Origin of the sequence: Actinomyces qiguomingii (assembly GCF_004102025.1) — a bacterium.
Classification (GTDB): domain Bacteria; phylum Actinomycetota; class Actinomycetes; order Actinomycetales; family Actinomycetaceae; genus Actinomyces; species Actinomyces qiguomingii.
Genome location: NZ_CP025228.1, coordinates 2,561,976 through 2,574,493, shown reverse-complemented (window position 1 = coordinate 2,574,493; position 12,518 = coordinate 2,561,976). Strand labels below are relative to the sequence as shown.

The 12,518-nt window shown below is 66.2% G+C and carries 11 protein-coding genes; 10 read left to right on the top strand and 1 reads right to left on the bottom strand.

Translation table 11 applies throughout. From position 1 onward, the window contains the following. Window positions 1-46: 46 nt before the first annotated feature. The 10 genes from CWT10_RS10645 to CWT10_RS10600 all read left to right on the top strand — a co-directional run bounded on the left by CWT10_RS10645 (window position 47) and on the right by CWT10_RS10600 (window position 9,557). Window positions 47-1,366 (top strand): ABC transporter permease, encoded by a 1,320-nt coding sequence (locus CWT10_RS10645; protein ID WP_103063689.1) that lies wholly within the window; start codon window positions 47-49, stop codon window positions 1,364-1,366. 1 nt (window position 1,367) lies between these two features. Continuing rightward, window positions 1,368-2,144, top strand: a complete 777-nt coding sequence (locus CWT10_RS10640; protein ID WP_199176364.1) for an ABC transporter ATP-binding protein — start codon at window positions 1,368-1,370, stop codon at window positions 2,142-2,144. Then, window positions 2,141-2,701 (top strand): FMN-binding protein, encoded by a 561-nt coding sequence (locus CWT10_RS10635; protein WP_233188238.1) that lies wholly within the window; start codon window positions 2,141-2,143, stop codon window positions 2,699-2,701. Before CWT10_RS10640 ends, CWT10_RS10635 begins: the two co-directional genes overlap by 4 nt. Before the next feature lie 88 nt (window positions 2,702-2,789). Continuing rightward, entirely contained in the window at window positions 2,790-3,263 is a 474-nt protein-coding gene (locus CWT10_RS10630) for a YbjN domain-containing protein (protein WP_103063682.1), read from the top strand. Then, on the top strand, window positions 3,260-3,955 hold the full coding sequence (locus tag CWT10_RS10625; RefSeq protein ID WP_233188239.1) for a type III secretion system chaperone family protein: 696 nt from the start codon (window positions 3,260-3,262) through the stop codon (window positions 3,953-3,955). Before CWT10_RS10630 ends, CWT10_RS10625 begins: the two co-directional genes overlap by 4 nt. A 97-nt stretch (window positions 3,956-4,052) precedes the next feature. Beyond that, the gene (gene miaA, locus CWT10_RS10620) at window positions 4,053-5,030 is read left to right on the top strand and encodes a tRNA (adenosine(37)-N6)-dimethylallyltransferase MiaA (protein ID WP_233188240.1); all 978 of its coding nucleotides are present in this window, start codon (window positions 4,053-4,055) and stop codon (window positions 5,028-5,030) included. Between the two features lie 16 nt (window positions 5,031-5,046). Beyond that, a complete protein-coding gene (locus CWT10_RS10615) occupies window positions 5,047-6,009 on the top strand; it encodes a diaminopimelate epimerase (RefSeq protein ID WP_103063684.1) in 963 nt (320 codons plus the stop codon). A gap of 221 nt (window positions 6,010-6,230) precedes the next feature. Next, a complete protein-coding gene (gene clpX, locus CWT10_RS10610; RefSeq protein ID WP_103063692.1) occupies window positions 6,231-7,523 on the top strand; it encodes an ATP-dependent Clp protease ATP-binding subunit ClpX in 1,293 nt (430 codons plus the stop codon). A gap of 50 nt (window positions 7,524-7,573) precedes the next feature. Then, on the top strand, window positions 7,574-7,909 hold the full coding sequence (locus CWT10_RS10605) for a chorismate mutase (protein ID WP_103063693.1): 336 nt from the start codon (window positions 7,574-7,576) through the stop codon (window positions 7,907-7,909). 442 nt (window positions 7,910-8,351) lie between these two features. Continuing rightward, entirely contained in the window at window positions 8,352-9,557 is a 1,206-nt protein-coding gene (locus tag CWT10_RS10600) for an IS110 family RNA-guided transposase (RefSeq protein ID WP_128683273.1), read from the top strand. Between the two features lie 1,300 nt (window positions 9,558-10,857). On the opposite strand, the gene CWT10_RS10595 is transcribed toward CWT10_RS10600, so the two are convergent. Further along, window positions 10,858-12,498 (bottom strand): variant leucine-rich repeat-containing protein, encoded by a 1,641-nt coding sequence (locus tag CWT10_RS10595; protein ID WP_103064151.1) that lies wholly within the window; start codon window positions 12,496-12,498, stop codon window positions 10,858-10,860. Window positions 12,499-12,518 lie beyond the last annotated feature (20 nt).

The window sequence follows — 12,518 nt, the reverse complement described above, 5'->3', positions numbered from 1 at the left end:
GGGCTCGATGAACGATCGACTCCGCCGGCCCATGACCAATCGGCCCATGACCAATCGGCGCATGTTTGCCACCATGCTTATCGGCGCCATGCTTAGGCGCCGCTCGCGCGCCCTCGCCGCGGTCGGTTCCTCAATGGTGGGGGCGGCCGCCCTGTTCTGCCTGGCCGCGATCTGTCTGGCCGTGCCCGCCCAGATGAGTGCCCAGATGCGTCAGTACGGTGCCAATCTCATCGTGATGCCCATTGCGGCCGGCACGGGTTCAGTCGTTGGCGACCCACCCGCCGCGGATGCGGACGCGGGCAATGCAGCCGAAGGGACTGATGGGGGCGGATCGGGCGCGGCCCGCATCAGCGACTCCGACCTGGGGGTCGTGGACGCCGCCGTCGCCGCCGCATCCGGATACACCGTCGACGAGCTGGCCACCGCCGCCTACCGCTACGAGACGATCCGGATCAACCGCTCCCCATACCTGCTGGCCGGTATTGACGTTGATGCGGTGCGTGCCCTCAACGGGCATTGGGAGATTGAGGGCGATTGGCCGCGCGAGGGACAGGCGCTAATCGGCCTGAATGTGGCCGAGTCTGCCGGACTGGGCGTGGGCTCGGTCGTCACCGCCGAATATCTTTCTAGCGACAACCTCGCCTCCGTCGGGGACTCGGGCGCCTCCGCCACGGCCGCGGCCACCGGTGATCCGGCCAAGGAGGACGAGACCGCGGCGGGGCGGGCCCAGTGGCGGGTATCCGGCATTGTGGACACCGGCGGTGAGGAGGACGACATCGTCTACGTCCCCACCGAGGCGGTCGAGTCGCTGACCGACAGCGCCGACGCCGGCTACGACGTGGTGGAATTCTCCGTGGACACCGCCGTGGTTAGCGTGGAAGAGGCCGCGGCCGCCGTGACCGACTCCGACGCCGCCGGTCGCGTCGCCGCCCGACCGGTGTCCAAGATTTCCTCCGGCGACACCCGTATCATCACCATGCTCAACACCCTGTTCTGGGTAGTGGCAGTGGTGGTACTCGGCCTGACTCTCGTGGGCGTGTCCACCACCATGACCGTCATCGTGGCCGAGCGGCGCAATGAGATCGGCCTGCGCAAGGCGCTGGGTGCCTCCGGCGGCTCCATCGCGGCCGAGTTCTTCGCTGAGGCCGCCCTGCTCGGAATGATCGGTGGGACTATAGGCACCGCCATCGGCCACGGACTGGCCGTCGCCGTCGGCCTGGGGGTGTTTGATCGCCCCATTGGATTCAGCTGGTGGCTGGCGTCCGCATCCGTGGCCCTGACGACACTGGTTGCCGTCATCGCCTCATACTCTCCGGTGCGCCGCGCCTCGCGCATCGACCCCGCGCTCGTGCTCAGGGAGGAATGACATGACCGATACGCCCACCGAGCCGTATGCCGACTCCCAGGCATCGGCGGCCGACGACGTGCTACTGGAACTGCGGCAAGTGTCAAAGATCTACGGCGATCTGCATGCCGTGGACGACCTCAGCCTGAGGGTGCCGCGCGGGCAGTGGCTGTCCGTGGTCGGCTCGTCCGGCTCGGGTAAAACCACGCTGATGAACATCATCGGATGCATGGACACGCCCACCCGCGGCTCCGTGCTCCTGGACGGGCGTGAGCTGGGCAGGCTCAACGCCGCACAGCTCACTGACATTCGTAAGAACGTGATCGGACTGGTCTTCCAGCAGTTCCACCTCATCGGGCACCTGACCGCCATCGAGAATGTCATGGTCGCTCAGTACTACCACTCCATGACCGACCAGAAAGAGGCGCTGGCGGCCCTGGACAAGGTGGGGCTGGCCGACCGCGCCCACCACCTTCCATCCCAGTTGTCTGGTGGTGAGCAGCAGCGCGTGTGCATCGCCCGGGCGCTGATCAACCACCCGCAACTGGTGTTGGCCGACGAGCCCACAGGTAATCTCGACGAGGCCAATGAGCAGCTGGTGCTGGACATCTTCTCTCGTCTGCACCGGGCCGGTACGACCCTGATAGTGGTCACTCACGACGCCCATGTGGCCTCCTGCGGGCAACGGCAGATCCTGCTCAACCACGGGCGGCTGGTGGGGGAGAAGATCAACACCGCCGGTGCCGGGCGCCGCGAGCGCGATATGCTCGACTTCGGCCAGGAGGAGGAGCAGGTATGAGCACTCGAATGCGAGCCCCGGAGCTGAATACGGCCGTCACCCGTCCCGCCCGGCGCCCCCTGGCTGCCGTCGGAGCGGTGATGGCCGTTGCCGGACTGGCCGGCTGCGGCGGCGGAGAGGTCACCCCTGCCCAGGACGAGTACGCCGGACGGGCGCAGACACACGATCCGACCGTGCTGGCCACCGACTCTGATGATGCCCCCACCGCCTCAGCCACCCCCACCGGCGGCCCCTATGCCGACGGGCAGTACACCGCCCACGAGTCCTACGGGGTTGTCAACGAATTGGTGGAGGAGGACTCCATTGATGTCACCCTCGCTCTGGAGGGCGGCTACATAACCGACGTCTCAGTGACCGGTCACGCCCTGACCGGCACGTCCAGGCAGTACATCTCCGACTTTGCCGAGGAGATCGGTCAAGCGGTGGTGGGCCGCAGCATTGAAGACGCGCACGTGACCGCCCTGGCCGGAGCCTCGAAGACCTCGGAGGCCTTCAACGACGCCGTCGACGCCATTGCCGCACAGGCCGCGGCCGACGGTGCCACCACCGCTCCCTGACTGTTCGGGCGGGGAAAGAGAACGATTCTCGGCTCACCGTCCGCGAAGCCACATGGGAAACACCCCGGTCGCCGGTTAGGCTGGGGCCATGCCGCAGTTCGGACCCGCCAGTGCAGCCGACGCCCCCGCCGCCCCGGCGCCGGTCGACGTCGATCGCATCATGGACTGCGTGCGCGGCCTGGGCCTGCGCTTCTTCCTTGATGACGAGGGGGATATCGGTATCCCCTGGCGATACGTCACCGTTCACGCCGTTTTCCAGGGCGATCGTGCCCTGCAACTGCGCGGCGTGTGGCACCGCATTGCCGACACCGAACACCTGGCCGATCTGCGTCAGCTGGTGGAGGACTGGAACTCCACCCGCATCGGACCGAAGGCCTACCTGACCATCGCCGACGCGGGGGTGGTGCGCCTGCACGGGGAGGTCACCTACCCGTTGGGCGCCGGCATGACCGACGCGCAGTTGGAGGACTTCATCTTCACCGGCTGCCGTCTCATCGTCGCCCTCATGCGGGAGGCGGAGCAGGCCTTCCCCGACCCAATCCGCGGAAGACTCGACCCGTGAGCCGCCGCCCGGGCCGGCGGTGGACCGACTTCATCGCTCGACTGTTCTCCAAGTCCTGGGACCCGCGCGTCTCTGACGGCCGGGACGCCCCGGCCGGTGGCCGACGTCCCCGTGGCGGTGGTCGCCGGCTGCGGCGTCCCGGGCCGGTGGATCTGGCCGACTTCGAGATCGACTACCCCGAACGGCCGATCGCTGCCGCGGATGCGGCTGGCTCGGACGCCGCGCAGGCCATGGGCTCCGCCATGCCAGCGCGGGCGGACAGTGAGCTGACTGCGCCGCTGACGCTTGACCGTATCGAGGCCACACTCACCGGTGACATGGGTTATGCGGTGCGGCGGCACCGCAGTGATGGTCACACCGCGCTGCTGGGCACCTGGGACGGCTACCCATTCGTGATTGAGATCCCTGAGGATCACAAGGACTGGCTGCTCGTCTCGGGAGATTGGGACAAGCCCGCCGCGGAGGGGGAGCGGGACGAACTGGCGGCCTCGGTCAACGACTGGAACCGGGACAAGTACTTCCCGACCGTTGCCCTGGTGAACACCCCGGCCGGACCGCTGGTGCGCGCTACCTACTTGGTGGGGATGCAGCCCGGCGTCACCGACGCCCAGCTGCGCCTGCACCTGGACACCGCATTGTCGGCATGCACCCAGGCACTTAGTCGGGTCAGGCCCCTGCTGCCTGATCTATGAGCCTATGAGCGTCGAACATCGGGCCCGGGCCGAACAACCCCACCGGGGGGCGCGCGGGCTAACGGGACGGGCGGGGTCGTCGTCGAAGCAGGACGGCTTGGGGTCGAAGACACAGGTGGCCGTTGTCGGCCCCACCGCCACCGGGAAGTCCGCGCTCGCCCTGGACCTGGCGGATGCCCTGGGGGGCGGAGCAGAGATCCTCAACGCGGACGCCTTCCAGCTGTATCGCGGCATGGACGTAGGCACCGCGAAACTGGCCGTTGATGAGCGGCGCGGCTACCCCCACCACCAGTTCGACGTGCTGGAGGTTGATCAGGAGGCAAATGTCGCCTCCTATCAGATCCATGCCCGGTCTGACCTGCGCAGTATCGTCGCCCGCGGCAACCGCCCCATTGTTGTGGGCGGCTCCGGACTGTACGTGCGCGCCGTCACTGACGCCCTGGACTTCCCCGGGACCGACCCGGCAGTGCGCGCCACCCTGGACGCCCGTGCCCGCAGGGAAGGAGCCACCGCGCTGTGGGAGGAGTTGCGGCGCGTAGACCCCGTCGCCGCCGCGCGTATCGATCCTGGTGATGTGCGGCGCATTGTGCGCGCTCTGGAGGTAGTCCGGCTCACCGGCCGTCCCTTCTCCGCCTCACTGCCCCGCTACGCGGACCTGGTCCCCACCGTGCACCTGGCGCTCAACTGGGACCGTGCCGTGCTGAACGAACGCATTCAGGCTCGTGCCGAGGCCATGTTCGCCTCCGGGCTGCTGGAGGAGACCGAGTCCCTGCTGGCCCGCGGCCTGCGAGAGGGGCCCACCGCATCCCGTGCTATCGGTTACGCCCAGGCCATCGCCGTCCTTGACGGCCGCATGAGCGTTCAAGAGGCGATCGATGACACCGCTGGCGCTACCCGCAAGCTGGCCTCCAAACAGCTCAAGTGGTTCCGTCGCGACCCGCGTGTGAAATGGCTCGACGTCGCCGCCCAGGACACCTGGGAGTCAGGGGAGCCTCGCCGCGTCGTCGAACGAGCCGCCGAACTCGTAAGGGAAGCCGACCGGCATGTCATGGCCGGCTTTGCTCACACCGGATAGGCAATAGGGTGGCCCCATGACCATCGCCCCCGGCCTGGCCGGCCGCACGCTCATCAAGGGCCACGCCGCCGGAAACGACCTAATCCTGCTCATCGATCCCGAGCAGGAGGCCGATATCACCGCCGCCGATATCTCCGCCGTCTGCGACCGCCGCACGGGCCTGGGCGGTGACGGCCTGGTGCGGGTGGTGCGCACCGCCGCCCTGTCCGGAACCGAGGACTTCCGCGTCGCCGTGCCCGAGGCCGAATGGTTCCTGGACTACTACCTGGCCGACGCCGTCCCAGTGACCGGCGTGGGCGCCGCCTACGGTGACGCCTGCCGCCTGCTGGCCGCCGCCCTGGACGCCGAGGGCATCGCGCCACTGGCCGACGGCGACTCGATTACGGTCGGCACCCGTGGCGGCGCCCGCACCGTGACCCGCCTGGGCGAGCTCTGGGCCGTTGACATCGGGCCCGCTCGCTTGGCCGAGATGGACGTGGCCGAGGCCGACCCCGCCGACGAGGGCTGGGACACCGCGGTGCGTATCCCCGGACTTGAGGATGAGCGGGCGGCCCTAAGCCTGGATCTGCCCGGCCGACACCTTGTCGTGGCACTGGGCGAGCAGACCGAGCTCGACGCCGTCGATCCGGGTGCGTTGAGCACCGACGGTGCGGTGGCCTACAGGCCCGCGCCGGGCGTGGATGCCGTGTTGGGACTGGTGGTGCCGGCGGGGGAGCGCACCGATCCGCAGACCGGTGCACGTGTGGGGCTGGGCCGCATGCGGGCGCTGACTCTCGGAAGGGGCGGCGGCGTCGAGTTGTGTTGCGCGGTGGCGGTGGCCCTGCACGAGTGGACCGGGCCTAACGCGCCCGCCGAGTATCTGTTGTATCTTCCCGACGGTCAGGTCGGTGTGCATGTCGGTGACGCCCCGCTCGCCGACCACGCCGCCCTGGTGGCGACCGGGCCGGTGGAACTGGTCGGCCGCATCACGCTTGTCTGAGCGGCACCTTGCCCAAGCATGATGTGCGGTCCCTGACTGTGGGCCCAGCAGTGGGCGCATCTGGGCGGGCTTCAGGCCGCATAGTGCCTATCAACAGGATTCGCCAGGAAGATTCGTATGGACACACCGTTGCGAAGACTATAGCCGCGGCGGCCTGGGACCCGTAGGCTGGGATGGTGTCCGCGGCCTGCGGACGCACCCGAAAACGGGAGGGAATCCAGGTGGCACGCAGCGCCGAGAGCGTCGACCTACTCAAGTGCTCCTTCTGCGGCAAGAGTCAGAAACAGGTCAAGAAGCTCATTGCGGGACCCGGGGTCTACATCTGTGACGAGTGCATCGAGCTGTGCAACGAGATCATTGATGAGGAGTTGGGGGCCTCCAGTTCCGGCGTGCCGCTGGAGCTGCCCAAGCCGCAGGAGATCTTCGACTTCCTCAACCAGTACGTCATCGGCCAGGAGGGCGCCAAGCGCGCCATGAGCGTGGCCGTGTACAACCACTACAAGCGCGTGCAGATGCGTGAGCGCGCCGTGGCCGAGGGCGATGGGCTGGAGTTGGGTAAGTCCAACATCCTGCTGCTGGGCCCCACCGGCACCGGCAAAACCCATCTGGCGCGCACGCTGGCCCGGCTGCTCGACGTTCCTTTCGCGATCGTCGATGCCACCGCCCTGACCGAGGCCGGCTATGTGGGGGAGGATGTGGAGAACATCCTGCTTAAGCTCATCCAGGCCGCGGACGGGGACGTCAAGCGTGCCGAGAAGGGCATCATCTACATTGATGAGATCGACAAGATCGGCCGTAAGGCCGAGAACCCGTCCATCACCCGGGACGTGTCTGGGGAGGGCGTGCAGCAGGCCCTGCTGAAGATTATTGAGGGCACCACTGCCTCCGTGCCGCCGGGCGGCGGTCGCAAACATCCTCACCAGGAGTTCCTGGAGATCGACACCACGAATATCTTGTTCATCGCCGCTGGAGCATTCTCCGGCATTGAGGAGATCGTCCGTCAGCGGCGCCGTCGGGAGGCCGGCGCGCAGATAGTCGGCTTCGGCGCAACCCTGGCCGCGGATCATGCCGAGGACGTCTTCACCACCCCGGTGCGTCCCGAGGACCTGCACAAGTTCGGGCTGATCCCCGAGTTCATTGGACGGCTGCCGGTGATAGCCACCGTGCACGACCTGGGCGTGCCGGAGCTGGTGCGAGTGATGACCGAGCCCAAAAATGCTCTGCTCACCCAGTACGAGTACCTGTTCAGCCTCGACGGCGTCGAGCTGGAGATGACGGATGAGGCCATCCAGGCGATCGCCTCACTCGCCCTGGAGCGTAAGACCGGTGCCCGGGGCCTGACCAGCATTGTTGAGGAGGTGCTCGGGCAAGCCATGTTCGAGGTGCCCTCCATGCCGGAGGTCGGCCGAGTCGTGGTGGACGCCGATGCCGTACGTGGCAGGGGTGTCCCGCGCTACGAGCACGGCAGCGGCACCCTGTCGGCCACCTCCAAGGGCAGGACCCGTACCGCATGAGCAATCAATCGCCGGACTCACTGGCGAGTCCCGCAGGCGCCGGCGCCGGGATGCGAACGGAGTCGGAGTCATCGTCGGGCGCCGCCGGTTCGGTGCCGCCGCGGCTGGTCGCTTACCGTGCGACCATCGACAACCTTGATGCTGCCCTGATCCACCTGTTGGCGGAGCGTTTCCGTTGTACCCGGCAGGTGGGCTGGCTCAAGGCGGACCTGCACCTGCCGCCCTCGGATCCGGCTCGCGAGGAGCAGCAGGTGGCCCGGCTGCGGGCGCTGGCCGAGGAGGCGGGCCTGGACCCGGTGTTCGCGGAGAAGTTCTTCGCCTTCATCGTGGCCGAGGTGATCCGCCACCACGAGGCCATCCGCGAAGAACTGTCGGAGGATGACTGAAGCCGCTGACTGCCGCAAGTGGCACCGCCTGCCCTAACAACCATGCGATGGTAATTCGGTGCTACACCTCTAAGCGCGAAGAGTACGTTTATCTGGCTCTTCCGGTCGAGCCGTGTTCGCCGAGTTCGGTCGAAATCACCGACGAGTTCGGTTGGTGGGGCCGGCGGGGCGGGGAAGTGTCCAGATTCGGCACAAACGAGGATCCCCGTTACCTTGTTGGTGGTTCCGGGAAGTCCGGGGCCGGGCCAGCCGCTGTGGGCATGATGTCTTGCCCCTGTCGTTTGATGATCCGGGGGGTGTTGTCACCCATGGTGGCGGGCGGGTGGTGATCGCTGATTAGGGGAACGACCCGCCGCAGCGCGGCGATGTCTTTCGTAACGTGGGTGCGGGGCCGTCTGCCTGACAGGCTGACCCACCAACGCACGAGAGAGGCGCAGGAAAGGTGAACATCGAGGATGTGGAGGTCTTCGTCGGTATCGACGTGGGCAAGGCCGAGCACTGGGCCACGGCCCTGACCGACGACGGGAAGAAGATCTTCGACAAGGCCCTACCCAACGACGAATCCAGGCTTAGGGACCTGTACGAGCGTCTGGGTGAGCATGGCCGGGTCCTGGTGGCTGTGGATCAGCCGGCAACGATCGGGGCCCTGGCGGTGGCGGTGGCTCAGGCGATGGGTATCACCGTGGGCTACCTACCCGGCCTGTCCATGCGCAGGATCGCCGACCTGACCCCGGGCAATGCCAAGACCGACGCTCGCGATGCGGCGGTGATCGCGGATGCTGCCCGCACCATGCCCCACACGCTGCGAGCGATCGACGCCTCGGACAAGGACGCGGCCGCGTTGAGCATGCTCACAGGGTTTGACCTGGACCTGGCCCGCCAGGTCAATCAGACCGCTAACCGTATCCGGGGCCTGTACACCCAAATCCACCCAGCCCTGGAGACTGTGCTGGGCAAGTGGCTCGAACACGACCCAATACTGGAGGTGATCGCCGCCTGGCCCACCCCAGCCCACCTGCGCAAGGCCGGCCGGGCGCGGATTGACGCCAAGCTCAAATCCAAGGGCGCCAAGCGCCATGCCGCCTGGGCAAAAGCCATCACCGACGCCCTGAACAAGCAGACCGTCGTGGTCGCTGGTACCGACGCGGCCGGGGTGGTGCTGCCACACCTGGCCCGCCAGCTCATCGCCCTACACGCCCAACGCGACGATGTCGCCGCCCAGGTTGAGGCCCTGGTGGAGGCCCACCCTCTTTACCCGGTCCTGACCTCCATGCCCGGGGTGGGGGTCAGGACCGCCGCCGTCTTCCTGGCAGAGACCGCGGGCAAGACCTTTCCCTCCGGCGCCCACCTGGCCTCCTACGCCGGCCTGACACCAGTCACCCGGCGGTCGGGGTCCTCCATACGCGGCGAGTACGTCTCCCACGCGGGCAACAAGCGCCTCAAGAGAGCCATGTTCCTGTCAGCCTTCGCCTCCCTCAGATCCGACCCCGCATCCCGGGCCTACTACGACCGCAAACGCGCCCAGGGCAAGCGACACAACCAAGCCATACTCGCACTCGCACACCGCCGCATACTCACCCTATACGCCATGATCCGAGACGGATCCCTCTACGACCCACCAGCCCAACAACTACCCGCCGCCGCTTGACAAACCACATAGGGGCACCCCCCCGCCCGAAGCCGTGCACCAGATCCGCATGATTCCAACGAATCCGTGGGATCCTGCCGGCACAGGCGGGGTGTTCGTGCCGTATCTGGTTCTTCCGGTTTGAGGGTGTGGCGGTTCGCCGGGTGTGTGCGGCTGGGTGAGGTAACACACCGAGACCGGCACTTGTAACACGCCGAGACCGGCACTAATGACGTACCGAGGTGGTAGTGCTTTGGTGTCGGCTTTGGAGTGGGCCTGACGGTTCGTATGTTCTGGTCGGCGGTTCGTCACTTCCCACGACGGTTCGGCACCTAGAGGCACGAACCGTCGTGGGAAGTGCCGAAGCGTTGGTGCCAAGTGACGAATCGTTGCCGTTCATGACGAACCGTCGTGCGGGGCACACGGGCGGACACGCCCCAGGTCCGTGCCCCTCAGCGGCGCATGCGCGCCCGAGGCGCCTGGGGTCGCGGCATTATTAGCAAGCAGCGGAATCACTGTAAGTACTGAGCGGTGCCGTCGACGGCCGCCGCTCCGGTCGGCGTTTGGATGGTCTCAACGGCCCTAACGAATCGTTCCCGCAAGGCCCGGCACTGCCCGCCCGACAACATCCCCGTCGGCCGGAGAACGTCCCTGGTTCGGCGAAGACGTTCTCATCAGCCCGATAATGCCCTTACCGGCCCGAAACCCGCCCGAATGTGGAGGGTTTGGGGAGGAAGAGGTCGTCTGCGGCAGATCGGCACCCATCGAAGACGACTTCCCACACCCGAAAACGACCACCACACCGCAGCCCCGGACCCAACCACCACACCATCAAACCGGAAGAGCCCCGTATCTGGATACTTTGGCTCCCAGCTGCCGGCCTACCGTCCTGATGCGGTAAGCAGGCCAGGGCGTCTGGTCGCCGACCGGCCCCCCTTGTCCGATCGGCTGGGATGTCTTTGGCTTTGAACCTGCCCGCGGCCCAGTCGGGCCTGCCGCCGACCACGTTCGCGGCCTACGGCATCTCAACCCTGACCGCGGGCGCGCCAGCGTCCAAGGCAACCGTACTAGCCAGAACCAACACCCCCACACCCCGACCACCTACCTGCCGTTGGAGCACCTGGCTCGTTGGACCGTCTGGCTGCCGTTGGACCGTCTGAAACGCACTCTCAGACGGTCCAAGCGCAGAAGCCCGGTCCAACCGCAGGAACGCGGTCCAAGTACGAGTCCAGCAGCCATCCGGGCCAACACCCACCACTGCCAACACCCTCAAACGCGAAGAGCCCCTAATTCATCCTCATAAACCCAGGGTCAAGGCCGCCTAGTTACTCCCGGGTGCGTAGGCGGTGAGTCGGTTATGGAGGCCGTCATGGACCACGATCAGTTCGGAATTTAATAGGTAGTACGCCTCCTCCTCGTCGAATCTGTAGTCGGAGATGGTCATCAGCTCGGCGTCTGAAACAGTCCAAATGCCGCGCAGGGATAGCGCCGACGCGGTCTGCATGGGTGAGGAGGCAGTGAGCATGAGCAGTGATTCATCCGTAGAGAATTTGAAGTAGGATGTGTAGTCGATTTTGCAGTTCCACTCTTCGGCCGTAGCGGCTAGTTCGGTGTCATCTACGAAGTAGGTGTAAGTGCATAGCGTGTCATCGCGAGTGTTGTACTCCACATCGATCCGTAAACGTGTCCAGCTGTAGTCGCCGTCGGTGATGATTCCGCGATACTGCTCGGCGCTGATATGCGGGAGATCGAACAGGTACGGCGCACCGCGAGTCGTGTCCGCATCGCCTCTGAAAGTTTCCATCTGCTGCCCGGATGGCGACATCACCGTGTATTCGTTCCCGTCGGTGTCGCTCTTTATCCACCCATCGGACGTGGAAGTGAGCCACTGGCCGGATTCGAGTTCGAAGTCTATGACATCTCCGGTGGCGATATTGACGACCTTGTCGAAGCTGACACGGACATAGGTGACATTTTCGTCCTGATACACGTCGTTGGCCTCCGGGTACACCCTCTGGCGGCGCTGCCGAAAGGCATACCCCGAATCCTCTATCGTCGTCTTCCACAGGGTGGTGGAGGGAGCGTCTGCGGACCAGCCGGTGCAGGTGTCACTAATGCGGCAGTGGTAGGCGTACGTGCCTACGATCTCCGGTTCGGTGCCTTTCTCCCAGGGGGCGTTCTGAGCGCTTCCGTCTGCGGGCGACAGCAACTCGTCCCCAACGATCAGATAATCACCCCAGTACTCGAAGCGGAACCCGTCGTCATCGGCAGAGGCTTGGGTCCGCCATTGTTGTTTCGGTTGGGGCCCGGAGACATCGTAAGCGGTGACGGTCTGTTGATCGCTTTGGGGACCGGGCTGGGCCACTACGAGTTGATCTCCATGTGCGCGAACAGAGGCGTTCGCAGATACGTCCAGGGTCCATAGTTCATGCGAGCCCTCGGCCCAAGCGGAAGAGAGGTCACGTGCGGCGGGACGCGACGTCATGTGACGCACGAAGGCGGTCACGCCAACTCCGGCCGCCACCAACACGATGACCCCCAGGACAGCTCCAATGATCAGCGGCCGGCGGCTCTTCCTCACCGGTGGCCGCAAGGAGCTTGTCGGCGGGGCATAGGCCACCGCCGGCTGGTAGCCGACCGGGGCTCGGCCCTGGTACCCCGTCTGGTTGATCGGTGCCGGCTGGTATCCGGCGGCCGGTGGGGGCAATGCAGGCGGGTAGGTGTGCGGCTGTGGAACCGCGTGGTCACGATGCGCCAAGGCGGCCTGTACAGCAGGATCGTTTGATAGGCGTAGCCAGGCCAGCAGTTCATGGGAGGCAGCCGGATTGGCCGCCAGGAACACGTGCAGGTCAGGTCTGCGAGCAGCAATGGCTGTCAGCTCCGCCGGCGGAGTCAAAGATGATGCCGCGGCGGAGCGGTCTGCGTCGGGCCGGTAGGGGTGTCCAGGCGGAACGGCACTCATAAAATGATCATAGAGTGAAC